At 66.5% G+C, this 25,429-nt stretch carries 24 protein-coding genes; 15 read left to right on the top strand and 9 right to left on the bottom strand.

Annotation, left to right across the window (positions count from 1 at the left end):
- Position 1: 1 nt before the first annotated feature.
- From ACIBK2_RS45015 to ACIBK2_RS45000, 4 genes are all read right to left on the bottom strand, one after another.
- The gene (locus tag ACIBK2_RS45015; protein ID WP_396977297.1) at positions 2-610 is read right to left on the bottom strand and encodes a thiamine pyrophosphate-binding protein; all 609 of its coding nucleotides are present in this window, start codon (positions 608-610) and stop codon (positions 2-4) included.
- A gap of 59 nt (positions 611-669) precedes the next feature.
- Positions 670-1,389, bottom strand: a complete 720-nt coding sequence (locus tag ACIBK2_RS45010; protein WP_396977296.1) for a GntR family transcriptional regulator — start codon at positions 1,387-1,389, stop codon at positions 670-672.
- A 76-nt stretch (positions 1,390-1,465) separates the two neighbouring features.
- Positions 1,466-2,800, bottom strand: coding sequence for an MFS transporter (locus tag ACIBK2_RS45005; RefSeq protein ID WP_396977295.1), 1,335 nt, complete (start codon positions 2,798-2,800; stop codon positions 1,466-1,468).
- A 254-nt stretch (positions 2,801-3,054) separates the two neighbouring features.
- Entirely contained in the window at positions 3,055-3,906 is an 852-nt protein-coding gene (locus ACIBK2_RS45000) for a bifunctional 5,10-methylenetetrahydrofolate dehydrogenase/5,10-methenyltetrahydrofolate cyclohydrolase (RefSeq protein ID WP_396977294.1), read from the bottom strand.
- 240 nt (positions 3,907-4,146) lie between these two features.
- Between ACIBK2_RS45000 and ACIBK2_RS44995 the strand changes: the two genes are divergently transcribed.
- Entirely contained in the window at positions 4,147-5,016 is an 870-nt protein-coding gene (locus ACIBK2_RS44995) for a YdcF family protein (protein ID WP_396977292.1), read from the top strand.
- Positions 5,017-5,140: 124 nt separating this feature from the next.
- Positions 5,141-5,938, top strand: a complete 798-nt coding sequence (locus tag ACIBK2_RS44990) for a putative protein N(5)-glutamine methyltransferase (protein WP_396977290.1) — start codon at positions 5,141-5,143, stop codon at positions 5,936-5,938.
- Positions 5,939-5,941: 3 nt separating this feature from the next.
- Here the strand turns inward: ACIBK2_RS44990 and ACIBK2_RS44985 are convergent, their stop codons facing one another.
- Both ACIBK2_RS44985 and ACIBK2_RS44980 read right to left on the bottom strand, forming a co-directional pair.
- Positions 5,942-6,772, bottom strand: a complete 831-nt coding sequence (locus tag ACIBK2_RS44985) for an SDR family oxidoreductase (RefSeq protein ID WP_396977289.1) — start codon at positions 6,770-6,772, stop codon at positions 5,942-5,944.
- A 31-nt stretch (positions 6,773-6,803) separates the two neighbouring features.
- Positions 6,804-8,375: a succinic semialdehyde dehydrogenase gene (locus ACIBK2_RS44980; RefSeq protein ID WP_396977287.1), complete on the bottom strand. Its 1,572-nt coding sequence runs from the start codon at positions 8,373-8,375 to the stop codon at positions 6,804-6,806.
- 149 nt (positions 8,376-8,524) lie between these two features.
- On the opposite strand from ACIBK2_RS44980, the gene ACIBK2_RS44975 reads away from it, so the two are divergent.
- The gene (locus tag ACIBK2_RS44975) at positions 8,525-9,199 is read left to right on the top strand and encodes a TetR/AcrR family transcriptional regulator (RefSeq protein ID WP_396977285.1); all 675 of its coding nucleotides are present in this window, start codon (positions 8,525-8,527) and stop codon (positions 9,197-9,199) included.
- Between the two features lie 141 nt (positions 9,200-9,340).
- Here the strand turns inward: ACIBK2_RS44975 and ACIBK2_RS44970 are convergent, their stop codons facing one another.
- Positions 9,341-10,108, bottom strand: coding sequence for a ferredoxin reductase (locus tag ACIBK2_RS44970; protein WP_396977283.1), 768 nt, complete (start codon positions 10,106-10,108; stop codon positions 9,341-9,343).
- Between the two features lie 125 nt (positions 10,109-10,233).
- Here ACIBK2_RS44970 and ACIBK2_RS44965 point away from each other — a divergent pair, with 125 nt between their 5' ends.
- Positions 10,234-10,899 (top strand): TetR/AcrR family transcriptional regulator, encoded by a 666-nt coding sequence (locus tag ACIBK2_RS44965; RefSeq protein ID WP_396977281.1) that lies wholly within the window; start codon positions 10,234-10,236, stop codon positions 10,897-10,899.
- On the opposite strand, the gene ACIBK2_RS44960 is transcribed toward ACIBK2_RS44965, so the two are convergent.
- Entirely contained in the window at positions 10,896-12,389 is a 1,494-nt protein-coding gene (locus ACIBK2_RS44960; protein ID WP_396977279.1) for a flavin-containing monooxygenase, read from the bottom strand. The two genes, ACIBK2_RS44965 and ACIBK2_RS44960, sit on opposite strands and share 4 nt — an antisense overlap.
- Positions 12,390-12,949: 560 nt before the next feature.
- Between ACIBK2_RS44960 and ACIBK2_RS44955 the strand changes: the two genes are divergently transcribed.
- The 8 genes from ACIBK2_RS44955 (at position 12,950) to ACIBK2_RS44920 (ending at position 22,014) form a co-directional block, all read left to right on the top strand.
- Entirely contained in the window at positions 12,950-13,999 is a 1,050-nt protein-coding gene (locus ACIBK2_RS44955) for a 3-oxoacyl-ACP synthase III family protein (RefSeq protein WP_396977277.1), read from the top strand.
- Positions 14,000-14,007: 8 nt separating this feature from the next.
- Positions 14,008-14,910 (top strand): hypothetical protein, encoded by a 903-nt coding sequence (locus ACIBK2_RS44950; RefSeq protein WP_396977275.1) that lies wholly within the window; start codon positions 14,008-14,010, stop codon positions 14,908-14,910.
- Positions 14,907-16,580: a fatty acid CoA ligase family protein gene (locus tag ACIBK2_RS44945; RefSeq protein WP_396977273.1), complete on the top strand. Its 1,674-nt coding sequence runs from the start codon at positions 14,907-14,909 to the stop codon at positions 16,578-16,580. Before ACIBK2_RS44950 ends, ACIBK2_RS44945 begins: the two co-directional genes overlap by 4 nt.
- The gene (locus tag ACIBK2_RS44940; protein WP_396977271.1) at positions 16,577-16,852 is read left to right on the top strand and encodes a hypothetical protein; all 276 of its coding nucleotides are present in this window, start codon (positions 16,577-16,579) and stop codon (positions 16,850-16,852) included. Before ACIBK2_RS44945 ends, ACIBK2_RS44940 begins: the two co-directional genes overlap by 4 nt.
- A gap of 76 nt (positions 16,853-16,928) precedes the next feature.
- Positions 16,929-17,975, top strand: a complete 1,047-nt coding sequence (locus tag ACIBK2_RS44935) for an NAD-dependent epimerase/dehydratase family protein (protein ID WP_396977269.1) — start codon at positions 16,929-16,931, stop codon at positions 17,973-17,975.
- A 28-nt stretch (positions 17,976-18,003) separates the two neighbouring features.
- Entirely contained in the window at positions 18,004-19,203 is a 1,200-nt protein-coding gene (locus ACIBK2_RS44930; RefSeq protein ID WP_396977267.1) for a peptide synthetase, read from the top strand.
- The gene (locus tag ACIBK2_RS44925; protein ID WP_396977265.1) at positions 19,200-21,311 is read left to right on the top strand and encodes an MMPL family transporter; all 2,112 of its coding nucleotides are present in this window, start codon (positions 19,200-19,202) and stop codon (positions 21,309-21,311) included. The genes ACIBK2_RS44930 and ACIBK2_RS44925 overlap by 4 nt, the downstream gene beginning before the upstream one ends.
- Before the next feature lie 451 nt (positions 21,312-21,762).
- Complete coding sequence (locus ACIBK2_RS44920; RefSeq protein ID WP_396977263.1) at positions 21,763-22,014, top strand: hypothetical protein; 252 nt, start codon at positions 21,763-21,765, stop codon at positions 22,012-22,014.
- 89 nt (positions 22,015-22,103) lie between these two features.
- Here the strand turns inward: ACIBK2_RS44920 and ACIBK2_RS44915 are convergent, their stop codons facing one another.
- On the bottom strand, positions 22,104-23,126 hold the full coding sequence (locus tag ACIBK2_RS44915; RefSeq protein WP_396977261.1) for an NAD(P)/FAD-dependent oxidoreductase: 1,023 nt from the start codon (positions 23,124-23,126) through the stop codon (positions 22,104-22,106).
- A gap of 76 nt (positions 23,127-23,202) precedes the next feature.
- Between ACIBK2_RS44915 and ACIBK2_RS44910 the strand changes: the two genes are divergently transcribed.
- From ACIBK2_RS44910 to ACIBK2_RS44900, 3 genes are all read left to right on the top strand, one after another.
- Complete coding sequence (locus tag ACIBK2_RS44910) at positions 23,203-23,793, top strand: helix-turn-helix domain-containing protein (RefSeq protein WP_396977259.1); 591 nt, start codon at positions 23,203-23,205, stop codon at positions 23,791-23,793.
- Between the two features lie 151 nt (positions 23,794-23,944).
- Complete coding sequence (locus tag ACIBK2_RS44905; RefSeq protein WP_396977257.1) at positions 23,945-24,700, top strand: nucleotidyltransferase domain-containing protein; 756 nt, start codon at positions 23,945-23,947, stop codon at positions 24,698-24,700.
- A 193-nt stretch (positions 24,701-24,893) separates the two neighbouring features.
- A complete protein-coding gene (locus tag ACIBK2_RS44900; protein ID WP_396977255.1) occupies positions 24,894-25,295 on the top strand; it encodes an NUDIX domain-containing protein in 402 nt (133 codons plus the stop codon).
- Positions 25,296-25,429: the final 134 nt, after the last annotated feature.

The raw sequence follows: 25,429 nt of genomic DNA, 5'->3' as shown, positions 1-25,429 counted from the left end.
ATCAAGCCGCCTTACCGTCGGTCGCCCAGAAGTGCGCGAGCACTACGACGGGCCGAAAAGTCATCCGAGCGTGCACCCCAGCCTCGGTGACCACCGCCTCCCAGTCCTCCGGGCTACTGCGCCGGTCGATCTGGAATGTCTGGATCCCGAACTGGTCGAGCATCCGCGGCACATGCTGGCTGAACGTGTGGATCATCGAGTTGTACTCACCGAGCCCACCGCGGGTGTTCGCCACGATCAGCATCGGCAGGTGGTAGGCCAGGTTGAACGTGGTCAGCGCGGTCAGCGCGTTGCCGAAACCGTTGTCCTGCATGACGATCGCGCCGAGCTTCCCGGTCAGCGGTAGCGCGCCGATCAGCCCGGCCGCCTCCTCTTCCCTGGAGAGCGGGAATACCCGCTCCGAGATGCCCGCGTCGCCACCGCTGCTGTCCACCAGCGCCGTGATGACGGGTGCCACGCTCACCGATGGCACGTACCCGACCAGATCGACCTCCGCCGCCCAGACGCCTCTGGCGACGGACGTCGCATACGAGTTGGAATTCACCGAATGTCCCTTCGCCGGACCGGCTGCCTGATCGCAGCCACTTGGTGTCTGCAACATACTACTCATGGCAAGTAGCATGCAACACTCGATTATGAGTGACACCTATCCAGTGTCGAACAGATCTGTCAGTAGGTGACTTGGTCGCCCTCGGGCACCGACACGGAGACCCAGCGGCGCCATTCCGCGACCAGGCCGCGGTTGTCGTCGCTGCTGTGCGCGACGAGCAGATCGCCGGATCGCACCAGATGCTTACGCATCGCGCGCTCGGCACCGACGCCATCGCGTTTGCGCAGCGCCTCGATGATGGCCCAGTGGTCTTTCAGCGCGGTATCGACCGGCTGATAGCGCGGCACACTGTGCCTGCCGTCCAGGGCCAGCGTCTGCCGTAACTCGTTGACGAACTTGGCCAGTCGACGATTGCCGCTGGCCTGCAGGATCAATTCGTGCAGGCGTTCGTCGGCCGCGAAGTATTCGGTGCCGCCGTCGGCCGTGCGCTCCATGATCCGGTATTCGGTGAGCATGGCTTCGTCGTCGCGGCTGGTCATCACGGCGGCGGCACTGCGACAGGCAGGCGGTTCGAGCAGGACGCGCAGGCTGCACAGGTCGACGATGCCGCGCCCGTCCTGCCCGAGCACCCGCGCACCGCGATTGCGTTCGATCTTGACCAAGCCCAGATCGGCCAGCTTCAGCAGCGCCTCACGCACCGGCGTCCGGGAGGCGCCGAACATTTCGCCCAGCTCGCGGGAGGAGTAGAGGATGCCGCGCTCGAGCCGCCCTTGCCGGATCGCGTCCCGGATGTCGGCAGCGATCTGCTCGGACTTACTGTCTACCGCGTCCTGCGACAAGGCACCTCTTCATGAAGCCAGCTATGGGAATTCGCCCGTGGCACACCGACCTCGGGCGATTCCCCAGCATAGCCGCTCAGGGTGCGGGTACTGCCGCGGCGCGGCGGGCTCGCGTCCGCACGGCGATGGCGCCGACCACCAGCAGCGCACCGACATTGGCCAAGATCATCACCGCGATGGCGAAGCTGGTGTGCCCGCCGGACGCGTCCTTGATCCAGCCGAACGCGTACGGGCTGACGAACCCGGCCGCGTTGCCGAGCGAATTGATCAGCGCGATACCGCTTGCCGCACCCGCCCCAGCCAGGTAGGCCGTTGGTACCGACCAGAACAGCGGTTTCGCCGTCTGCGCGGCCATGGTGGCGACCGTGATCGCGGTGAACGCGAGCAGCGGCGAACCTAGCGCGAACGCCGTGACAGTGAACGCGACCACCGAGATGGCCAGCGCGATCAGCACCGGCCGCGACGAACGGTCGTTCCGCACCAGCCGCCCGGTGATGTACATGCCGATCGCCGCGAGCAGGAACGGAATAGCCGACAGCCAGCCGATCTGGAAGCTGCTCAACCCGTGCCCGACCTCCTTGACCACCGACGGCATCCAGTAGGCCAGCGGATACGCGCCGCACAGCAGCAGGAAGTAGGCCAGACACAGCGCGATCACCCGCTTGTCGCGCAGTGCCGCGAGGTGACCGGCCGGTGCCGTCTGCGCGCGTTCGGCGTTCTCCGCGTCGAGCGTCGCCTTCAGCCAGGCACGTTCGGTGTCGTTGAGCCACTTCGCTTTTTCCGGCGATTCGGTGAGCACGCAGAAGAACACCACGCCGAGGATCACCGCCGGAACGCCGCCGACGATGAAGATCCACCGCCAGCCGTCCAAGCCGAGTGCGCCGTCGAAGGTGTCGAGAATCCACCCGTTGAGCGGACTGCCGAGCACGCTGGCCACCGGGATCGCCACCATCACGGTCGCAATCACCTTCGTGCGCTGGGCATTCGGGTACCACCGCGCGAGATACACGATGATGCCGGGGAAGAAGCCCGCCTCCGCGACGCCGAGCAGGAAACGCAGCACGTAGACCATCTCGACGCTCGTCGCGAACGCGGTCAGGGCGGCGATGATGCCCCAGGTCACCAGGATCCGGCTGAGCCAGATCCGGGCGCCCACCTTGGTCATGATGATGTTGCTCGGCACCTCGGCCAGCACGTATCCGACGAAGAAGATGCCGGCCACGAACCCGTACTGGGTCGCGCTCATGCCGAACGTCTCCTCCATGCCGAACTTGGCGAAACTGACGTTGATCCGATCGATGTAGCTGACGATGTAGCCGATCACCAGCAACGGCACCACCCGGCGGGTGATCTTCCGTATCGCGTTCGCCTGCATAACTTCCCCCTCGGTTCGGGGGATCGCACGGTCCATCTTCTTTCCTCCACAGCACAGAGCCACAAGCTGCTATGGCATGCCACCTAGATCAGTAACATGTCTCACTTGATGAGTGGCATGCTACTCACGCTGTGACCTGACGCACAAGAGTTTCGCAGAGGTGACGAACGGAGATGGCGGAAATGCGCTAGTGCACCGGGCACAGAAACGACAACGGCCGGTCCGGGGTGCGCAATGCCGGCCCGGACCGGCCGTAATCGAGTAACAGGGCAGAACTCGCCCGCGGAACGTCAGCTAGCGGCGTTCTCCGCGGCGACGACGACGTGACGCATCAGCAGTGCGGTGGTGACGGGACCGATCCCGCCGGGGACCGGGCTCAGCGCCGCGGCCTTGCCGCGCACGGAATCGGCGTCGACATCGCCGACGATGCTGCCGTCGGCGGCCTCGTTGGTGCCGACATCGATGACGACCGCACCCTCGCGCACATGCTTGCCGGTGACCAGTCCGATCCGGCCCGCCGCTGCGACAACAACATCGGCGACGGAGGTGACGGCCGGCAGGTCGGTGGTCCGCGAGTGACAGATGGTGACCGTGGCGTTTTCGGCGAGCAGCAGCTGGGCGAGCGGCTTGCCGACGACGTTGGAGCGGCCGACGACCGCGACATGCCGACCGGACAGCGGGATCTCGTGCTGCTTCAGCAGCTCGACCACCGCCTCGGAGGTCGCGGCGACGAAGCCGTCCAGCCCGGACGCGAGCAACCCGAGCGACAGCGGGCTCACGCCGTCGACGTCCTTGGTCGCGGCGATCGCGGAGCTGACATCTTCGAGGGTGATGCCCGCCGGCAGCGGCGTCTGCAGCATGATCCCGTCGGTCGCGCTGTCCGCGCTGCGCGCCGCGAGTTCCGCGCGGATCGTGTCAGCGCTCGCGCCGGCGCCGAGATCGACGGTGTCGCAAGCGATTCCGAGCCGTTCGGCGGCCTTGCGCAGCGAGTTCACGTACCAGGCACTAGCCGGATCGTCGTTCGCGACGATCAGCGCCAGGCGCGGCGCGGCGCCCGCCTCGGTGCGTGCGGCGGCGCGCTGCTTGGTGTCGGCGTTGATGGCGGCGGCGAGTTCCTTGCCGGTCAGCGAAACGGTATCCACGTTGTCACACCTTATCGGGACCGCCGACTGTCGTGGCGACTGCGCCCGACAAGCCTCGTCCGGTTTGCCCCGATGCCCGAAATAAGCCGCAGAATCCGCCCGGCAAATACGCGATTTCCAGATCACGTCGCCGTATCGTGATCATGCTTGCCCACGGCTAACTGCCAGCACGTGCCCTACCCGAGTTTTTGCCGAGCACCCAGCTTGCCAACAGCATTTCGCGGAAAGGTGTCGACTGAAGTGAAGATATCGAGGCACTGGAAACATCTAGCCGCGTCCCTGTTCGCGGCCGTCATCGTCACCGGCCTAGCCGGCGTCCCGGCCTATGCCAGTGAGACCGACAACCTGTACAACTCCGCCCAGCGCAACTTCACCGACGGCAACGACGTCGCGGGCCGCGCCGACCTGCGCAACCTGATCGGCGCCGACCCCGCCGACGCCGACGCCCTCTCGCTGCAGGCGATCTGGTCGCATTACGCAGGCGACCTGCCCGCACTCGCCGACGCGATGGCCCGGCTCAACGTCGTCGACCCCGGCATGGCCGCGGGCACCACCAACGTGCTCAACGCCATCGGCGCGGCCGTCGGCACGCTGCCGAATCCGCTACCCGCGCTCATCGGCCCGCAGACCGGCATCGTCGTCCTCGGCTACGGCCTGCTGCCCGACGGCGCGCTGCGTCCCGAGCTGGTGAACCGGTTGACCGCGGCCTGGCTGCAGTCGATCGCCGCGCCGCTGTCGCCCATCGTGGTGACCGGCGGCAACCCGCAGAACGGCCTCACCGAGGCGGACGCGATGGCAGGCTGGCTGATCGGCCACGGCGTGCCGCCGAACCGGATCCACGTCGAGGGCCGGGCCGGGTCGACCGTGCAGAACGCCCTGTTCAGCACCAAGCTGCTGCGTGATGTCGGCGCGACCAGCGCGGTGGTGGTCACCTCGCCCAACCACATTCGGCGCGCCGTCGCCGACTTCATCGTGGCGGGCACCCAGGTGGTCGGCGCGACCACCTCGCTGGAACAGCTGGTCTCCCAGCTGCCGCCGCCGGCTCGGCAGTCCCAGCGCGGCATCTACCTCGACGCCACCCGCACGTTCGAGTTGGACACTTCGCGCTGAGGTCGGCGCTGTCACCCGGGATCCGCCCGACACGGTGGATCCCGGGTGCGCGGGCCGTCGAGATCGACGTCACGGGAAAATTCGGTGGCTCGAGCACGGCCACGCACGGCAGGATGTCCGGGTGATGGCAGGTAGTACCGAGGTGGTGGCGGCCTTACGCGCGGCGGGTTGTGTCTTCGCCGAGGACGAGGCCCGCCTGCTCATCGCCGCCGCGGCCACCGACGCCGAGCTCGACGCGCTGATAGCGCAGCGGGTCGCTGGCACGCCCCTCGAATATCTGCTCGGCTGGGCCGAATTCCACGGCCTGCGCGTCGCGGTAGCGCCTGGCGTTTTCGTGCCGCGCCAACGTTCCGCGTTCCTCGTCGAGACGGCGGCCGACTTGGCCCGCGCCCGCAGCCGTCACCTGGTGGTAGTCGATTTATGTTGTGGCTCAGGCGCATTGGGTCTGGCGCTGGCCACCATGTTGGCCGCCGAGCACACCCCGGTGACCCTCGCCGCCGCCGACATCGACCCGGTCGCCGTCGACTGCGCCCGCCGCAACCTCACCCCGATCGGTGCCCCGGTCTACCGGGGTGACCTGTTCGAACCGCTGCCCGAGGAACTGCGCGGCTGCATCGACATCCTGCTCGCCAACACCCCGTACGTCCCGTCCGGCAAGATCGCGCAGCTGCCGCCGGAGGCCCGCGATCACGAACCGCGCACCGCCCTCGACGGCGGCCCCGACGGCCTGGACATCTTCCGCCGTGTCGCCGAGCACGCCCGGTCCTGGCTCGCGCCTGGCGGTCATCTACTGATCGAATCCAGCGAGGCACAGGCACCCGTGGCCGTCGAAGTGCTTGCCGAGCACGGTCTCGCGGGCCGGGTCGCCGAATCGGACGAGGACTACGCCACCGTCGTCATCGGCACCAGACCGGCGAGGTAGTCCCTACTTCTTGCGCCCGGTGAATTCGTCCATCGAGTGGTAGACGCCGACCGTGTTGAGGAACAGGTCGCGCAACTTGATGGGCAGGATGCCGGACAGCGCCTTGTTGAGGCGCGAGGTCCACGGCAGGATCACCAGCGGGTTGCCTTGCTTCATCGCCCGCCACGAGGTGTCGACCACCTCGTCCTGCTCCAGGATCGGCGTGAACAGGAATCCCTTTGCGCCGTCGAACATTCCGGTGTTGATATAGGTCGGGCACACCGTGGTGACCTTGACGTGCTCGTGGCCCGCCTGCTCCAACTCGATGCGCACCGAGTCGGACCAGCCGAGCGCCGCCCACTTGGAGGCCGCGTAGACGCTCATCCGCGGATTCGACACCAGCCCAGCCGAAGACGCGATGGTCAGCACGCGCGCCTCGGTCGAACCGGCCACCATCGCGGGCAGGAATTCGAGGGTGACGTACATCGGGGCGTGCGCGTTGATCGCCATCGTCTTCTCGATGTCGGCGCGATTCTCGGTGTCCCAGAAGTAGTTGTTGCCCCGGACGATGCCCGCGTTGTTGACCAGGATGTCGATGCCGCCGACCTCGGCACGCACCGACTCCGCCGCCTCGGCGATGGCGTCCGGCGCGGACACGTCGACCACGAAGTGGTGGATGGTGCCGCCGAGCCCGGTGAGCTCATTGGCGGTCTCCTTCAGCGCGACCTCGTTGATGTCCCACAGCACCACCGCGGCCGCGCCCTCGCGCACCGCCCGCTCGGCGAACAGCTTGCCGAGGCCCATCGCGGCGCCCGTGACGAGCACCTTCTTGCCTGCGACCGTGTCGAGTCTCATCCGTCCCTATCCCTGTCGATTCCGCTGAAAGTTACTTCTGGCGCAGTGTTTTCATGACACCGAAGTAGAAGGTCATGGTCTTGGCCCACAGCTCCTCGGACATGCCGGGCAGCGGCGCGATCGGCAGCATCCGCTGCACCGCGATGGTCTGGGTGTCGATGTATTTCAGCAGCCCCTCCGCGCCGTGCCTGCGCCCGGTGCCGGAGATGCCGAGCCCGCCGGACGGCGCGTCGGCGCTGCCCCAGGCCGCGATGAAGCCCTCGTTCACGTTCACCGAACCGGCGTTGATCCGCGCCGCGACCTCGCGACCGCGGCCGATGTCCTTGGTCCAGACGCTGGCGTTGAGGCCGTACGCGGTGTCGTTGGCCTGCTCGACCGCCTCGTCGTCGCTGCCGACCCGGTAGATCGAGACGACCGGACCGAAGGTTTCCTCGCGATACACGGTCATGCCGGGCCGCACGCCGCTCAGCACCGTCGGCTCGTAGAAGTACGGGCCGAGGTCGGGGCGGTGCTTGCCGCCGGCCAGCACCGTGGCGCCCTTGGCCACCGCGTCGTCGACATGTGAACGGACCGTGGCCAATTGGCGCGGGAAGGTCAGCGAGCCCATGTCGTTGTCGTAGTTCAGGCCGCCGCCGAGTTCGATTCCCTTGACGTGCTCGATGAATTCGGCGACGAACTGGTCATACACCTTGTCGTGCACATAGATTCGCTCCATGGATTCGCACAGCTGCCCGGCCGAGGCGAAGCAGGCGCGGATGGCGATCTTGGCGGCGCGGGACACGTCGGCGTCGGCGAGGACGACCAGGGGGTTCTTGCCGCCGAGTTCGAGCGAGTAGCCGATGAGCCGCTCCCCCGCCTGTTGCGCGATGGTGCGGCCGGTCGCGCTGGAACCGGTGTAGTCGACGTAGTCCGCGCGCGCGATCACCTCGTGGCCGATCACCGAGCCGCGCCCGAGCACCGCCTGCCACAGTCCCTTCGGCAGGCCGGCGCGTTCGGCGGCGTCGATCGCCCAGAGTGCGGTGAGCGCGGTCTGGTTGTCCGGTCGCGCCACCACCGCGTTGCCCGCGACCAGGGCGGGCAGGGCGTCGGAGGCGGCCAGCGCGAGGGGATAGTTCCACGGCGAGATCACCGCGACGACGCCCTTCGGCCGGTGCCGCACGTCGACCTGGGTGAGCAACGGCAGCACGCCGCGCGGCTTGCGGGTGGCGAGCAGTTTGGCGGCGACCTGCGCGTAGTACCTGGCGTTGACCGCGACGTCGCCGACCTCGTCGAAGCCGTGCGCGCGCGACTTGCCGGTCTCGGTCTGCACGATGTCGAGGATGGTGTCCTGCTCGGCGAGCACGAGGTCGTGGAAGCGGCGCAGCACGGCGGCGCGCTCACGGATCGGGCGGCGGGCCCACTCGTGCTGCACGGTGCGGGCGGTCGCGAAGGCCCGGTCGATATCGGCGACCGACGACTGCGGCAGGTCAGCGATCTTGCGTCCGGTGGCGGGCGCGAAGACCTCGACCGCGGGCGCGCCGCCCGCGACTGCCCGGTCGAGCAGTGGCTGGACCAGCGACGATGGCAACGCGTCTGCCGCGGCGAGCTGGGAGGCGGTCGTCATGTCGGCCCTCTCGTTGGGTGCGCATCTTTAACTGAACACTAGTGTTAGATTAATAGGCGTGCCACGCCTCGTGTCAAGCTCATCGTCATGGAACACAGACATGACAGGCTGCTCGCTGTGAGGCAGCACCATGTCTTCTCCGAGACCCGATGACCGAGGCGACGACCCGGCGCGGTAGACCGCCGCAGACGCAGGAGCAGGCCGAGGAGGTCCGCGCTCGGATCGTGCTCGCCACCGCGGAGGTGTTCACCCGCAACGGGTCCCGCGGGTTGAGCGTCGCGCAGATCATCGAGCAGGCCGGTCTGGCCCGGCCCACCTTCTATCGGTATTTCGGCAATGCCACCGAGCCGCTGCACGTCTTGCTCAACACCTCGAACGACGGCCTGGTTGACGGCATTCGGGTGGCACTGACCGGTACCGACGAGCCCGTCGAGCTGGGCATTCGGCTCATCGACGCCTATTTGGCCTGGGCCGGTGGCCATGGCGCGATGCTGCGCCCGCTGTTCGCCGAACTGCACGATCCGGGCTCGCCGGTGTCGGCGTATCGGGAACGCGCGCTGGACGATATCCGCGCGCTGGTGCGTGCGACGTTCACCGAACTGGGCCGCCCGGTGCCGAGTCCGCTGGATCTCGATGCGGCACTGCACGTCTGCGAGTACGTGGTCTATCGGATCTCCGCGGGCACCGCGCCCGGTGCCGAGCCGGACCCGGAAACCGTTGCCGCCGGACGACTTACGATGATCCGCGTGCTGCTGACCACCCTCGGCACCCGCACCGATCTCGAATACGCGATGCAGCTGCCCGGCATCTTCCCCGGTCCATGATCCAAATTCGCACACCTGCTCCGCCCATCACACCCCATCCGACGCATGGTGGGTGTGTGAAGACTCGGGCAGGTGTGCGAACTTGGTGGGCCAGCGACTAGCCGGCCCCGCGAACTCGGCGAGCGACGTTGGTCGCCGAGTTCACAGGTCCACTTCGAGTAACGGTGGGCCATCGCGCACCGGCAACGGCGAGAACCGTTCGGTGTGCAGCGAGGCCGTCGGGTCGTGCAGCGATAACACCGCGCGCGCCGCCTCGGCCAACGGTGGTGGGCCGCAGACATATACCGCCGCGCCGGTCGAGGTCTGCTCGAAGATCATCCGCGGGTTCGGCACACCGAACTCGTCGTCCGGGCGCACCACCACATCGCCGCCGATCAGCAGCGCCAGCTCGCACAGGAACGGCATCCGCGCCCGCGAACGGCCGAAATACATGAGCCGCCACGGTGTTCCGGCTCGCTCGGCCGCGACGACCATCGGCAGGATCGGCGTGATCCCGATGCCGCCGGCGACGAACAGGTACTGCGGCGCCTCGATGAACGCGAACGCGTTGCGCGGCCCGCGCACCGACAGCCGATCGCCGACGCGCAGCTGCTCGTGGATCTCTCGCGATCCGCCGCCGCCATCGGCGATGTAGCGCACGGCAATTCGATATTGGCGACGATCGGCCGGATCGCTGTTCAACGAGTACTGCCGCTGACGTCCCGAGGGGAGCAGAACGTCCAGGTGCGCACCCGGCGTCCAGGCAGGCAACGGCCCACCGTCCGGATCTGTCAGGGTCAAGCTGACCACCCCGTCGGCCTCCGCCTCGATCCGATCGATGGCGACCGCGAAGTCGTATCCGGTGTGCCGGACCGGCTGCGAAAGCAGTTGCGCCGTATTGCCTTCGGTGAACACCCGCGCATCCCCCATCTCTGAACGGCGAAGCCCGACACGCCTGGCCTGGAAAGCGCTGGCATCCAGGCAAATCTATTGATGACATCGGGTGCTGTCAACATCATTCGATGTCAACAATGTGACTGTGAGAGGATGACGCCATGGTCGCCGACGACGACGGGTCCATCCCCGGTATGCGCCGCTGGCGCGGACAGTCACCCGCCGATCGGGTCGCCGGCCGCCGCGAGCAGTTGATCGAGGCGTGCACCGAACTGATGGCCACCGTCGGTGCCGCCGAGACGTCCATGCGCGGCGTGTGCAGGCAGGCCGGGCTGACCGAGCGCTACTTCTACGAGAGCTTCGCGAATCTGGACGCGCTGCTCACGACCGTGCTCGACACCGTCGTGCTCGGCGCGCGCGACCGACTACTCGACGCGCTACCCACCGCGCCCATCGAACGCGACGCCATGTTCCGGCACATGGTCGCCATCTTCACCGACTACCTCACCGAAGACCGCCGCCGCGGCCGGATCATGTTCATCGAATCGCAAGCCACCCCGGTGCTGATGCCGCGCGCCAACGAACTCATCGGCTTATTCACGGCGCCGATCGCATTGACGATCAGCGCCGGAGATTACTCGACTTCCGCACCCGACGAACACGACTACGCACTCAACGCCAGCGCCATCTTCGGCGCACTGGCCTATCTCTACCGGCCCTGGCTGGACGGCGAGATCCCGGTCTCCCGTGCACGATTCGACGAACACACCGCGACCGTGCTGGAACAGATTGCCCGGGCCCGTTCTTCGGTGATCACCGAGGCCTAGTCCCGCGCCGCCACCGGCGCAGGCCGATCCGCCCGCTCGAAACTCAGCGCAGCGTTGGTGACCGATCCGTGCCGCAGCGTGAACAGGTCGCGCAGATAGTTCATCCGTAGCCGCCATGGTGCCCGATCGCCTTGAATCGGGAACTGGCTCGCGGAGCGCTGCACATAGCCGGGATTGAAGTTCAGGAACAACGATTCGGTGCCGACCGACGGATCACGCACGGGCGTGCAGCGCGCGTAGCCGCGTGCGTCCATGTGCCGCAGCAACCGAACCACGTGCTCGGACACCAGATCCGCCTTCAGCGTCCACGAGGCGTTGGTATAGCCGAAGGTGTAGGCGAAGTTCGGCACGTCCGACAGCATCATCGCCTTGTAGGCCATGCTGTCCGACGGTGGCACCGGCCGCCCGTCCACCACGAGGTCCATGCCGCCGAAGGCGACCAGGTTCAATCCCGTTGCGGTGATGATGATGTCGGCGTCCAGCGTCGCGCCGGACACCAGCCGCAGGCCGGTCTCGGTGAACGTCTCGATCCGATCGGTGACGATCTCCAGCTTGCCCTTGCGAATGGCGCGGAAGAAATCGTTGTTGGGAGCCAGGCAGAGTCGCTGATCCCACGGGTTGTAGCTGGGCGTGAAATGCGTGTCGATGTCGTAGCCCGGCGGCAGCCAGCGCTCCTGCAGGCCGCGGATGCGTTCGCGCATCCAGGCCGGATACCGTTGGCTCAGTTCATACATCGTCGTCGAGAAGGCCACGTTCTTGGCCCGGACCACCGCGTAGGCCGCGCGCGGCGGCAGGTAGCGACGCACCTTCATCGCGAAGCTGTCCCTGGCGGGCCTGGAGACGACGTAGCTCGGGCTGCGCTGCAGCATGGTCACGTGCGCGCCCTGCTCGGTGAGCGAGGGGCCGAGCGTGACGGCGGTGGCGCCGCTGCCGATCAGCACCACCTTCTTGTTCGCGTAGTCCAGGTCCGCGGGCCAGAACTGCGGGTGCACAACGGGTCCGGCGAAGCGCTCGGCGCCCACGAAATCCGGGACGTAAGGCTCGTCGTAGCGGAAGTAGCCCGCGCAGGACAGCAGGAAATCGGCGGTCAGCGTGACGGTTTCGCCGGTGTCGACGCGCTCGGCCCGCACGGTCCAGCGGTTGTCCGCGGTGGACCATTCGGCGTCGCGCACCCGATGCTGGAAGCGGATGTGCCGGTCGATACCGTTTTCCGCGGCGGTGTCGCGCAGATAGTCGAGGATGGCGCCACCGTCGGCGATCGACTTGTCACCCAGCCACGGCTTGAACCGGTAGCCGAGGGTGTACATGTCGGAGTCGGAGCGAATTCCGGGATAGCGGAACAGATCCCAGGTGCCGCCGAGCGATTCGCGGCCCTCCAGGATCGCGTAGGTCCGCCGCGGGAACGCCCGCTGCAGATGATAGGCCGCGCCGATGCCGGACAGTCCGGCGCCGACGATGAGCACATCGATGTGCTCAGCAACGGTTGTCATCGCTCTCTCCTCGGGTTAGGCGGCGTGCGTTCTCAGCCTACGACCCAGACAGTCGGTCCGGCGCAGCCGGATAAATCGTGGGATGTTTCTCCCACATTGCCGCTGACCGCTTTGCGTGGATTCCGTTCGGCCGCAACGTAGTTAAGCGTTGTACGACAACGACACTCCGGGCGAGACCGAACGGTATCCAATTGCACACTTCGCAGTGAAGTCACTCACATCGCCATGGCACACCACTCACTATTCCGCCGAGACAGCATGTTAGCTGAGCGTTCGCTCGCTTCCGGTGGCGCGGAGATACACAACACCGTGTCGCGCTCGTCCACCAGACCTGAAAACCATTGGCGACCCGCAATATTCGGCCCGATCGGACGCCGGCACCCCGCCATAGCCAGTCGATCACCAGTTAGTGATACTTCACGGAACATGTACTTCTACAACGCCTCTCACCCCCCGATCCGGGTCATAGGCATTCGTAGTTACCGTCGGGTAGTGTCCGTCGCACCGACGATCAGAGACGATCCGGAACCGTTTTCTTTCCACGATTTCCAGGAGCGCGAGTGTCGCATTCTCGATTCGAATCCATCGGCGCCTATCTGCCTTCGAATATCGTCACAACCAAGGAGCTGCTCTCGCGGCTGAAGGAACCACCGTCTTTCGATCTCGAAAAAATTACCGGAGTGAAGGAACGCCGGGTGCACGACACCAACCCGGACAGCTACGAGGACTCCTTCGCGATCGCCATGAAGGCCGCCGAGGACTGTCTGTCCAGGTCGAGGTACGAAGCAGCCGAGCTCGACGTGATCATCTCCACCTCCATCACGCGGAGCAACCACGCCACCCGCATGTACATGGAGCCGTCCTTCGCGGGTTCGATAAGTCGTCTTATTGGCGCGAAGCACGCCATTACGTTCGACGTGTCGAACGCCTGCGCCGGAATGCTGACCGGCACTTACATTCTCGACCGGATGATCCGCTCCGGTGCGGTGCGCAACGGCATGGTGGTCAGCGGTGAGGCCATTACTCCGATCGCCGACACCGCGGTGGCCGAGATTTCCGAGAAATACGATCTGCAGTTCGCGTCGCTGTCGGTGGGCGACTCGGGCGCCGCGGTCGTGCTCGACGAGGCGGTCGACGACAACGACAAGATCCACTACATCGAGATGATGACGGCCGCGGAGTACTCGCAGCTGTGCCTTGGCATGCCCAGCGACAAGAGCCAGGGTGTTGCGCTATACACCGACAACCGCAAAATGCACAACGAAGACCGCTTCCTTTTGGGCACCAACAGCCAGATCAACTACCTCGAGGCACAGGGCCGCACCTTCGCCGACGAGAAGTTCGACTACGTCATCCACCATCAGTTCGGCGCGGCCGCGATCCCGTGGATGAATGCCATCTGCGAGCGCGAATTCGGCACCCCGATGCCGCCGGATCTGCGGGTCATCGAGAAGTACGGAAACACCTCCACCACTTCGCATTTCATCGTCCTGCACGATCAGCTCAGCGACCAGAACATCCCGGCGGGCTCGAAGCTGCTGATGATTCCGGCCGCCTCCGGCATCGTGACCGGCTTCCTGTCCACCACCATCTCGTCTCTGAAGGTCTGAGGTCAGCCATGGGCGTGCGCATCAAATCCGTCGGCATCAGCCGCGAAACGCAAAGCAGTGTGGAGAACAGCGGCCGGGCCGCGAAGCAGAGCCTCGAGCGGGCCGGAGTCCGTCCCGACCAGGTCGGCGTGCTGATCAACGCCGGTGTCTTCCGCGACTCGAACACCGTCGAACCGGCAGTCTCCGCACTGATTCAGAAGGCGGCGGGCATCGGCCTGGAATACGCGAAGGACGACCCGCGGACCTTCTCGTTCGACCTGATGAACGGCGCGACCGGCGTGCTCAACGCCGTCGGCGTCGCCACCTCCCTACTGGAAACCGGCAGCGCCGAGCACGTGCTGATCGTGTCCGGTGACGGCCATCCGTCGATGACCCGCACGGCCGCCACCGACGACTTCCCTTACGCCACTTCGGGAGCCGCGCTGCTGCTCGAGCACACCGACGAGCCGGACGGCTTCGGCCGGGTACACACGGTCAACGGCGCGGGCACCCCCGCGATCGAGGCGTATGTCGACCTGTCCACCATGGGCAGCGTCGGGCGCGGTCTGATGACCGTCGATCGCGAGCCGGATTTCGCGGATCGACTGCTCAGTGTGGCGACCGATGCCGCGCAAGCCGCGCTCGCCGGACACGGCGACCTGACGGGCACGGCGCTCATCGCGTCGACGCCGACCGCGGAGTTCCCCAGGCAGCTCGCGGATGTCCTTGGCATCGCCCAGGATTCGGTACGGACGCCGGACCTGACCGACGGCGACCCACACACCGCGTCGCTGCCGCAGGCCTACGACCGGGCCGTCATCGCGGACACCCTGAAAGATTTCACGCACGTGCTGTTCGTAGCGGCGGGCGCGGGCCCGTCCGCGGCGGCGGTGCTGTACCGGTTGCCCGCGTTCGCCGGGGCGGCTGCGTGACCTCGGCGACCTACTGGGCGGCCATCGACCGGTTCCGTGCGTTCGCGCGCACGGAACCGGATCGAGAGGCGGTCATCTACCCCGACGGGACGACGTCCGCCGGCCTGCCGTCCTATCGGCACGTCACCTACCGCGAGCTCGACGACTGGTCCGAGACCATCGCCGAGCGGCTGACCGCGTCGGGCGTCGGCGGGGGCACGCGCACCATCGTGCTCGTGCTGCCCAGCCCCGAGCTCTACGCAATTCTGTTCGCGCTGTTGAAGATCGGTGCCGTGCCCGTGGTGATCGACCCGGGCATGGGGCTGCGCAAGATGGTGCACTGCCTGCGCGCGGTCGAGGCGGAAGCGTTCATCGGTATCCCGCCCGCGCATGCCGTGCGGGTGTTGTTCCGGCGCAGCTTCCGCAAGGTGCGCACCACGGTGACCGTCGGCAAGCGCTGGTTCTGGCGGGGCGAGCGGCTGGCGGCGTGGGGCACCACGCCGTCCGGCGGCGCCCCCGAGCGGGTGCCTGCCGAACCGGATGATGTGCTCGTCATCGGATTCACCACCGGCAGTACCGGACCCGCCAAGGCGGTCGAGCTGACCCACGGCAATCTGGCGTCGATGATCGACCAGGTGCACACCGCGCGCGGCGAGGTGGCGCCGGAGACGTCGCTGATCACGTTGCCGCTGGTCGGGATTCTCGATCTGCTGCTCGGATCGCGGTGCGTGCTACCGCCGTTGATCCCGAGCAAGGTCGGCTCCACCGATCCGGCGCATGTCGCGCACGCGATCGAGAAGTTCGGAGTGCGGACGATGTTCGCCTCGCCCGCCTTGTTGATTCCGTTGCTGCGTCATCTCGAACAGCAGCCGGTGGAGCTGAAGACGTTGGCCAGCATCTACTCCGGTGGCGCGCCGGTGCCGGACTGGTGCATCGCCGGACTGCGTGAAGTGCTGGCCGAGGACGTGCAGATCTTCGCCGGGTACGGGTCCACCGAGGCTTTGCCGATGTCACTCATCGAATCTCGGGAGCTGTTCGGCGGTTTGGTGGAGCGGACGCATCAAGGCGAGGGCACTTGCATCGGCCGTCCCGCCGACAAGATCGAGGCCAGGATCATCGCGATCACCGATGAGCCGATCCCGAGCTGGGCGCGGGTCGACGAGCTGGCCGGTGGGTTCGAAAGCTCGCGTGGTATCGGCGAACTCGTCGTCGCGGGGCCGAATGTCAGCACGCATTACTACTGGCCGGAAGAGGCGAATCGACAGGGCAAGATCGTCGACGGTGACCGGATCTGGCATCGCACCGGCGATCTCGCGTGGATCGATGACGAGGGCCGAATCTGGTTCTGCGGGCGGAAGAGTCAGCGGGTGGACACCGCCGACGGGCCGATGTTCACGGTCCAGGTGGAACAGATCTTCAATACCGTTGCGGGCGTTGCCCGTACGGCGCTGGTCGGTGTCGGTGCGCGCGGTGCGCAGCGGCCCGTGCTGTGCTTCGAAGTGAAGTCCGAGGCCGACAGCGTGGCGGTCGGGGCCGCGCTGCGGGCCCGCGGGGCGGAGCACGAACTCACCAGCGCGATCGCGGACTTCCTGGTGCACCCAGGGTTCCCGGTCGACATCCGGCACAACGCCAAGATCGGCCGGGAGCAACTGTCGCAGTGGGCGGCCAAGCAGATCGGATCGCCCGCGTGAACGCGAAAACGACGGCGCTGCGAGCGATTCCGGTGCTCGGTTGGCTGTACCTGGCCGGCGGGGTCGCCGCGGTCGCGACGGATCGGGTGCCCGACAGTCGAGTGCTGCGCGCCGCGTGGTGGATCGATGCGTTCCTCAGCGTCGTGGTGCACGCGGCGCAGATCCGGCCCGCGCTGCGGGCGGCCGAGGGGTCGGGGCGCTCCCCCGTCGAGACGGCTGTATTGACGCAGATCTTCGGAATGACCTGGTGGCGAACGCAGGAGACACAATGAGCGAGCGGCAGCGAGCGAATCGACAACACCGGCCCCATTTGGGCATGACGGAGCCGAGCGCCAGCGAGGCGCAGTCATGACCAAGGTATTGGTGACCGGTGCGTCCGGGTTTCTCGGTGGCGCGCTGGTGCGCAGGCTGGTCCGCCACGGCGAGCACGATGTGTCGATTCTGGTGCGGCGCAGCAGCAAGCTGGCCGACCTCGGCACGGACGTCGATCGAGTACAGCTGGTTTACGGCGATCTCACCGATCCGGCCTCGTTGGTCGCCGCGACCAACGGCGTCGACATCGTGTTCCACAGTGCCGCACGGGTGGACGAGCGCGGGACGCGGGAACAGTTCTGGGACGAGAACGTTCGAGCGACCGAGCGGCTCCTGGAGGCGGCGCGGCGCGGTGGTGCGTCCCGGTTCGTCTTCATCTCCAGCCCCAGCGCGTTGATGGACTACGACGGCGGCGATCAGCTCGACGTCGACGAGTCGGTCCCCTACCCGCGGCGCTATCTGAACCTGTACTCGGAGACCAAGGCCGCGGCCGAACGCGCCGTATTGGCCGCGAACACCGAGGGATTCACCACCTGCGCGCTGCGGCCACGGGCGATCTGGGGCGCGGGCGACCGGTCCGGTCCGATCGTGCGGTTGCTCGGCAAGACCGGTACCGGGACGCTGCCGGACATCTCCTTCGGTCGCACCGTGTACGCCTCGCTGTGCCATGTCGACAACATTGTCGAGGCGTGCGTCAAAGCGGCGGCCTCGGATGCGGTGGGCGGCAAGGCTTATTTCGTCGCCGATGCCGAGAAGACCAATGTCTGGGAGTTCCTCGGTTCGGTGGCAACTGGTCTCGGTTACGCACCGCCGAGCAGGAAACCGAACCCCAAGGTGATCAACGCCGTAGTCAATGTCATCGAAACCATTTGGCGGATACCGGCTGTTGCGACGCGTTGGTCGCCACCGCTGTCCCGCTATGCCGTTGCGCTGATGACGCGCAGCGCGACCTACGACACCACCGCTGCCAGTCGCGATTTCGGCTACGCCCCGGTCGTGGACCGGGACAGCGGGCTGGCCACTTTTCTCGCGTGGCTCGAAACCCAGGGCGGCGCAGTCGAGCTCACCCGAAATTTGCGCTGAAACTCCCCAGCCGTCACCGGAGGCCATCATGACCAACGACACCGTCTTCCGTCGGAAGATCTCGCCCACGGAGCGCCTGTACTTCTTCACCAGGGAGGTGTCGCCGCCGTTCCTGATGCACATGGTCGTGCACGGCGTCGGCATCCTCGACCCGGACGTCGTGCAGCGGGCGGTGGACGTGGCGTCGGCGGCGAATCCCGGTGCGCGGCTGGTCCGCGACGGCAACTATTGGGTGGACAGCGGTATCTCGGCCAAGGTTCGGGTGGTGCCGGGGTGGACGCTCGACTACGCCACGCTGGAAGACGATGCGGTGCTGAACAGTCCGATCGGGCCGACACCCGACCGGACCACCGAGGTGCTGCTGCTGACCGGTGAACAAACCACCGTCGTATTCCGTGTCTTCCACGGAGTGATGGACGGGATGGGCATGCGAATGTGGGTAGACGACGTGCTCCGCGCGCTGCGCGGGGTGGCTCCGGTCGGGGCGCCGGACCCTATCTCCGACGTCGAATTGGTGGCGCAGGTGGGTGCACCGGGCAAGCAGACGCTGGTACTGCCGACCTATCGGGCGGCAACCGGGCGTGGTCGCCAGGATCCGACGGCTTCGCGATGGTTGTTGCGGCACCGGACTATTCACGCGACCGGCAAGGGCATGGTGGCGCGGGTCTCGGCGATCCTGGCCGACGAGGCCGGGGTGAAGTCGCGCTTCATGGTTCCGGTCGACCTGCGCAGGCACGATCCGGCGCTGCGGTCGACCGGAAACCTCGCGCTGCCACTTTTTCTCGACGTCGATCCGGGCGACAGCTGGGAAACGATCAGCGCCCGGATGCGCACCGGACTGCAGCAGAAGACCGAACTGAATCAGCTGGACAATGGCGGCCTGTCGAAGTTTCCGGCCGCCGCCATCCGCGCCGTGGTGCGACTGAGCAACTGGCTCGGTGCCAGGCACAACCGGAACATGGTGTCCGCCACCGTTTCGCACATGGGCAAGTTCGACCTCGACGAGCTCGCGGTGCCCGGCTGGACGCCGAGCACGATGCGGGTGCTGCCACAGCACAGCGGGGCGATGCCGCTGCTGTTCGGCATGCTGGAATCGCGCGGGAAGATCGAGCTGACCGTGTCCTGCCGCAACGGCGCGGGCATCGAGCCGAGGCTCGAGGCGCTGCTCGACAAGATCGCGGCAACGCTGGAAGCCGATCTCGCGCCGCATGATTCGCCAGTGCGATGACCGGCTGGGCACGGTTCGTCATCGCCCGGCCGCGCACGGTACTCGCCGTCGTCGTCGGGGTGATGCTGCTGTTCGGGTTGCTCGGCATGCATACCGCGGACAAGGTCAGCGCGGCCGGATTCAATGACCCGCACAGTGAGTCGGCGGCGGTCGATCAGCTGGTTCGCGACCATTTCGGCCCGCAGACACCCGACGCCGTCGCGCTGTACACCGCGCCGGACGGGCAGACTCTCGACGATATCGGTCCTCGGGTGCAGCAGTCGCTGGCCACGATCGATCCGAAGTTGCTGCAACGTCCGATCGAAACCTATTGGAACAGCGTGCCGCCGCGTAAGCAGTTCCTGAAGTCCGCCGACAACCGGCAGGCGCTGGCGACGGTGTTCCTCGCGGGTGACGACAATCGACGCGTCACCGCCTACCCGGATATCGAAGCGGCACTGAAGGTTCCGGGCATCGACACCAAACTGTCCGGTTACAGCGCGCTCGCGACGCAGATCAACGGTCAGTCGCAGCACGATCTGGTGCGGGCCGAATCCATCTCGCTGCCACTCACTTTGCTGATCCTGGTGCTGGTGTTCGGCGGCCTGGTCGCGGCGTCGATGCCGGTGGCGGTCGGGGTGCTCGCGGTGCTCGGCGCGATGGGCACGATCCGGGTGCTCACCGAATTCACCGAGGTGAGCACGTTCGCGGTGAACATCGCCTCGCTGCTGGGGCTCGGCATGGCGATCGACTACGGGCTGTTCCTGGTGACCCGCTTCCGCGAGGAGCTCGCGGGCGGGCGCGACGTCGAGTCCGCCATCGAACGCACCTGCGCCACCGCCGGCAGGACCGTCGCCTTCTCCGCGCTACTGCTGATCTGCGCGTTCGCGGGCACTTTCGTGTTCCCGCAGGCCGTGCTGCGGTCGCTGGGTTTCGGCGCGATCGCCGCGGTCGCGCTCGCCGCCGGACTCTCGCTCACCGTGCTGCCCGCCATGCTCGCGCTGTTCGGGGCGCGAATCGGCAAGGCGGGCACCAAGGATCGGACCGAGCAGTTCTGGGGTCGCGTGGTGGATTCAGTGTTGCGCAGACCGGGCCTGGTCACCATCGTGGTCGGCGCGGTGCTGGTGTTGCTCGCCTTGCCGCTCACCGGCGCCAAGCTCGGCGATATCGACCATCGCGCCTTGCCTGCAGGCAACGAAATGCGCACCACCGTAGAGGAACTCACCGCCGGGTTCCCTGCGGCGAGCAGTGGTGTGACCGCGGTGCTACAGGGGATCGACGGGCCGCCACAGTCGGCCACGGTCGATGCCGCGAGCACCGCTCTCAGTCATGTCGACGGCGTTCGACAGGTGCTCCAGGTGGGTCGCGCCGATGATTTCGTGGTCTTCCACGCCTTCCTCACTGCCACCGACCGCAGCGAAAACGCCTCGGCCACAGTGAAAGACATCCGCGCCCTCACTCCCCCCGACGGCACGGTCCTGCGGATCGGCGGCGACACGGCGGCCACCGTCGACAGCGTCCACTCCATCGTGCGCGCGATGCCCTGGATGATCCTCGTCATGATCACCGCGACCGTGCTACTGCTTTTCGCGGCGTTCCGATCGATCGTGTTGCCACTCAAGGCCGTACTGATGGCCTTCCTGAGCCTCGCCGCCACCTTCGGCGTGCTCACCTGGATCTTCAACGACGGTCACCTGGCAGGCGCGCTCGGCATCAGCCCCGGCCCCCTCGCCGCAGGCATGCTCGTCCTGATCATCGCCGTGGTCTTCGGCCTCTCCACCGACTACGAGGTCTTCCTCCTCTCCCGCATGGTCGAAGCCCACAACTCCGGCGCCGACACCGCCGCCGCCGTCCGCATCGGCACCCTCAAAACCGCCCGCGTCATCACCGCCGCCGCCATCCTCCTGGTCATAGTCACCGGCGCCTTCACCCTCTCCCCCTTGACCCCCATGCGCTTCCTCGGCCTAGGCATGATCATCGCCCTGCTGATCGACGCCACCCTCGTCCGCATGCTCCTAGTCCCCGCCCTCGTCAAACTCATGGGCCCCGCCAACTGGTGGAACCCCTTCGCCCGCCGCCTCGTCCCCGCTACCGTCGAACACCTCGAGGAGCCAGCCCGGATTCGGTGAATCACAGAATTCACTGGCGCGCAGTAGCCGTCGGACCGAGTGTAAGAAAACATCTGGAACATCGGTGAATATCTTGTTTGCAGAATAGTTTTCATACCGATCGGTCGCCACGCCGCAGCGAAGATTGCAATACCTCCGCTCACTGCCCAGGCTTAGCTCCCATGTCCGCCGCCTGCCCCTCCTGCTCCTGGCCATCGCCGATGCTTGTCTCTTCGCATGGGGCGGTGCGCTATTTGCGCTGCGTGTGTGGCAGATTCCTGGTTTCGCACGGTGGCGGGGTGAATCTGGTGGCCGGTCGGAGTGCGTGCAGCACACCCAAGGTGGCCGAGCACCTCGAGCTGATTCCGTTGCCCGAGAGGTGATCCCGCACTCAGCCAACCGCTCGTCTGCGTGTGATCGCGGCAGGCGAGGCGTTCTCACCGACGGAGTCGTCCTCCCCAGATGACCAGGCGTGCCGCTTCGGCCGCAACATCACCGGTACGCGCAAGTCGACGGTCTGCCGGTCGAAGCATTGATGCATTTCGCCGAGCTCATCTCGTTCCTGGAGTTGACACCGTGGGAGGGTCCGCCTTACCGGGACGATAATCCGGACAGCGGCATGCGCCGCATGGCCTTCGGCCAGGGCAGTGAGGGCCTAGTCGTGTACGTCGTATTGGAGCAGGATCGCCGCGTGGTCGTGGTTAGCGTGACCTGGGTGGGCTGAGACACAGACATCGAGGTGGGGTTCCGGCCGTCGATGACGGCGGCTGTGGATGCCGCACGGCGCACAGACGGCCGAAGCCCTCTCGTGGTTTACATGCCGTGCCGACGGTCGGCCGATACCAATTCGCTGACCCGCGCCTCATTTTCGGCAGAGAACGTGTTCCGGTAGGCCTCCACCGCGCGGCGGGTCTCCTCGGTGACCAGGTCGGCGTTGATCTGTGCTGCCGCGAAAGCGCCTGCCGCGGCGGCACCGCCGACCTGAGCGGACAGATCGGTGACGTTGCCTGCGACCCACACGCCGGGTACCTCGGTGCGGCCGGTCGGGTCGGCCGGGATGTGCTCGCCGAGACCCGACACGTGCTGTTCGGGCCGTAGTCCAAGTCCTGCAAGGAAATCGGTGCGCGCCACCATTCGGCTCATGACCGCCACCGCTTCGCGGCGGACCACCGTGTCATCGCTCAGGCGCACGCCTGTCAGGCGGTCATCGGTGATCTCCAACGAGGCCACTTCACCTTTCACCACGGTGATGCCACGGGCGGCGAGCTGCTCGAACTCGTCCTCCGTCGGCGACGGCATGGTGTGCAGGAAGAGTGTGATGTCGTCGCTCCACTGACGGAACAGCAACGCTTGGTGCACCGACATCGGCCCGGTGCCGAGCACGCCGATGGCCTGGTCACGGACCTCCCAGCCGTGGCAGTACGGGCAGTGCAGGACGTCGTGTCCCCAGCGATCCCGCAGGCCCGGTATTTCCGGTAGCTCGTCGACCAGACCGGTGGTCACCAGTAGTCGCCGCGCGCTGACCGTCCGGCCGTCGGACAGTGTCACCGCGAATCCGTCGTCGGTGCGGGACACGGTGTCGACTTCGCCGGTGACCACGTGGCCGCCATACCCGCGCACCTCCGCACGACCGAGTTCCAGCAACTCACCCGGAGCCATCCCCTCCCGGCCGAGCAGTCCGTGCACGCCCGCGGCCGGTGCGTTGCGCGGCGTACCCGCGTCGATCACCACCACCGACCGTCGCGCCCGTCCGAGCATCAACGCGCCGCTCAGTCCGGCCGCGCCGCCGCCGACCACCACCACGTCATAGCTGTTTTTCAGCTGTTCAGTCACCATGACCACCTCCGCGACCACCATGCGACCAAGCCAGGCATATGCGCAATCTTTGTTGCCGATCTGGCAAACTGTTGTCATGGATGACGATCTCGATCAGGCGCTCGACGCGGTCGGGCCTCGCCTGCGCGCGCTGCGCCGACAGCGCGAAACCACCCTGACCGCCCTGTCGGCCGCCACCGGCATCTCGGTGAGCACCCTGTCTCGCCTGGAATCCGGCGGCCGACGCCCAACCCTCGAGCAACTGCTCCCGCTGGCCCGAGCGCACGGCGTCACGCTCGACGAACTCGTCGACGCCCCGCAAACCGGCGACCCGCGCATCCACCTGCGCCCGATGACCGCCCACGGCATGACCATCCTCCCGCTCACGCGCCGAGCGGGCGGCATCCAAGCCTTCAAGATGGTGCTGCCTGCCGACTCCAGCCGCAAGGATCCGTCGCCGCAAACCCACGAGGGCTACGAGTGGCTCTACGTCCTCAACGGCAAACTACGGCTCGTGCTCGGCGAACGCGACATGGTGCTCAACCCCGGCGAGGCCGCCGAATTCGACACCAGGGTCCCGCACTGGTTCGGCGCCGCCACCGCCGAATCCGTCGAGTTCCTCAGCCTTTTCGGCAAACAGGGCGAACGCGCACACCTGCGCGCCCGCCCCAAACCCACCGAAAAATAGGTCGAGTTCGCCGCCGCCGCTCGGTACTATCCTTGCCATGGAGTGATGACCGATACCGCGTGCGCCCGCCGTACCACGCTGCCCCACTGAGGGTTTCAGCGCCCGGCGGTGCTGCCCGTATCCGTCATCACTCCTGCGACCTAGGACCCGCATGCCCGACGACACCTTCCTCCAGCACGTCACCGACCGGTTGGCCGCCCTCCCCGGCGTCCAAGCCGTCACCCTCGGCGGCTCACGCGCCCAAGGCACCCACACCCCCGACAGCGACTGGGACCTCGCCATCTACTACCGAGAAACCTTCGACCCCAACGCCTTACGCGAAATAGGCTGGCCCGGCGAGATTTCCGACCTGGGCGGCTGGGGCGGCGGAGTCTTCAACGGCGGAGCCTGGTTCACCATCGACAACCGCAAAGTCGACGTCCACTACCGCGACCTCAACGTAGTCGAACACGAACTCGCCGAATCCCAACAAGGCCGATTCCACTGGGAACCACTGATGTTCCACCTAGCAGGCATCCCCAGCTACCTGGTAGTCGCCGAACTAGCCATAAACCAGGTCCTCCACGGCACCCTCCCCAACCCCACCTTCCCCGAGGCGCTACGCAAAACGGCACCACCGATCTGGCAGAGCCGCGCAGCCATGACCCTGCAATACGCCAAATCCGCGCATGCCAAACGCGGCCAAGCCACCGAGGTAGCAGGAACCCTCGCCATCGCCGCAATGCAAACAGCCCACGCAATCCTGGCTGCCCGCGGCGAATGGACCACCAACGAAAAGCGAATGCTCCAACGAGCAAGCCTACGCGATGTCGACACAATCATCAGCGGCCTCACCCCAGACCCAAAGTTCTTGGCGCAGTCGATAATCGAGGCCGAATCACTGTTCAACAATGCAAACCTGCACTGAGGCAACCGGCGCCGTCTCGGCTGAACTCCCCATACCAACTGGACAAGTGATCACGGGGAACTGATGCTACTGCTCTCGGCCGATACCAGCACCAGTTCCCCGTGATCAACCGACCAACTGCTCTGACCTCGACTACCGAGTGACACTGGCAGAGTGTCTAAATCACGCAGTCACCATCGACGAGGACACCACGATGAGCACCCTTATCGACAAGATCGCCTGGATCTGCCTGGAACACGGCAAGATCCTCAGTACCCGCTCACACGGCAAGGACGTCTACTACATCCCCGGTGGTAAACGCGAACCCGGCGAAACCGATCTCGACACCCTCGCGCGGGAGATCACTGAAGAACTCGCCATCACCATTGTTCCCGCCACCGTCACCCATCTGGGCACCTTCCGTGCTCAAGCCCACGGCCACCCGGGCGGCGTCATCGTCCAGATGATCTGCTACACCGCCGACCATCACGGAACACCAACCCCCAACAGCGAAATCGACGAAGTCGTCTGGCTTACCTATGCCGACCGGATCCGTGTCTCGCCCGTCGATCAACTCATCTTCGATCACCTTCACCAAACCGGCGAACTCCACTGACCGTCCGTACGCGCAACCAGCGAGCTCACTCGGTGTCGAGGGACTATCTCGCTAACGGTGTTTCCGGCGGTTTCTCTCAGTAGGTTTGGGCGTTGGGCCAGCGGTCAGCGAAGGTGATCGCGAAGGCGTTGACC

The organism is Nocardia sp. NPDC050175, from assembly GCF_044459885.1.
In the GTDB taxonomy this organism is placed as follows: domain Bacteria; phylum Actinomycetota; class Actinomycetes; order Mycobacteriales; family Mycobacteriaceae; genus Nocardia.
Note: the sequence above shows the minus strand (reverse complement) of the source record. Positions and strands in the feature narration are given on the sequence as shown.

Coding starts and splice junctions, on each gene's coding strand:
- ACIBK2_RS45015 (WP_396977297.1), bottom strand. CDS start 610: ATGAGTAGTATGTTGCAGACACCAAGTGGCTGCGATCAGGCAGCCGGT.
- ACIBK2_RS45005 (WP_396977295.1), bottom strand. CDS start 2,800: ATGGACCGTGCGATCCCCCGAACCGAGGGGGAAGTTATGCAGGCGAAC.
- ACIBK2_RS44990 (WP_396977290.1), top strand. CDS start 5,141: ATGGCAGGTAGTACCGAGGTGGTGGCGGCCTTACGCGCGGCGGGTTGT.
- ACIBK2_RS44985 (WP_396977289.1), bottom strand. CDS start 6,772: ATGAGACTCGACACGGTCGCAGGCAAGAAGGTGCTCGTCACGGGCGCC.
- ACIBK2_RS44980 (WP_396977287.1), bottom strand. CDS start 8,375: ATGACGACCGCCTCCCAGCTCGCCGCGGCAGACGCGTTGCCATCGTCG.
- ACIBK2_RS44975 (WP_396977285.1), top strand. CDS start 8,525: ATGACCGAGGCGACGACCCGGCGCGGTAGACCGCCGCAGACGCAGGAG.
- ACIBK2_RS44970 (WP_396977283.1), bottom strand. CDS start 10,108: ATGGGGGATGCGCGGGTGTTCACCGAAGGCAATACGGCGCAACTGCTT.
- ACIBK2_RS44965 (WP_396977281.1), top strand. CDS start 10,234: ATGGTCGCCGACGACGACGGGTCCATCCCCGGTATGCGCCGCTGGCGC.
- ACIBK2_RS44960 (WP_396977279.1), bottom strand. CDS start 12,389: ATGACAACCGTTGCTGAGCACATCGATGTGCTCATCGTCGGCGCCGGA.
- ACIBK2_RS44950 (WP_396977275.1), top strand. CDS start 14,008: ATGGGCGTGCGCATCAAATCCGTCGGCATCAGCCGCGAAACGCAAAGC.
- ACIBK2_RS44935 (WP_396977269.1), top strand. CDS start 16,929: ATGACCAAGGTATTGGTGACCGGTGCGTCCGGGTTTCTCGGTGGCGCG.
- ACIBK2_RS44930 (WP_396977267.1), top strand. CDS start 18,004: ATGACCAACGACACCGTCTTCCGTCGGAAGATCTCGCCCACGGAGCGC.
- ACIBK2_RS44925 (WP_396977265.1), top strand. CDS start 19,200: ATGACCGGCTGGGCACGGTTCGTCATCGCCCGGCCGCGCACGGTACTC.
- ACIBK2_RS44915 (WP_396977261.1), bottom strand. CDS start 23,126: ATGGTGACTGAACAGCTGAAAAACAGCTATGACGTGGTGGTGGTCGGC.
- ACIBK2_RS44910 (WP_396977259.1), top strand. CDS start 23,203: ATGGATGACGATCTCGATCAGGCGCTCGACGCGGTCGGGCCTCGCCTG.
- ACIBK2_RS44905 (WP_396977257.1), top strand. CDS start 23,945: ATGCCCGACGACACCTTCCTCCAGCACGTCACCGACCGGTTGGCCGCC.
- ACIBK2_RS44900 (WP_396977255.1), top strand. CDS start 24,894: ATGAGCACCCTTATCGACAAGATCGCCTGGATCTGCCTGGAACACGGC.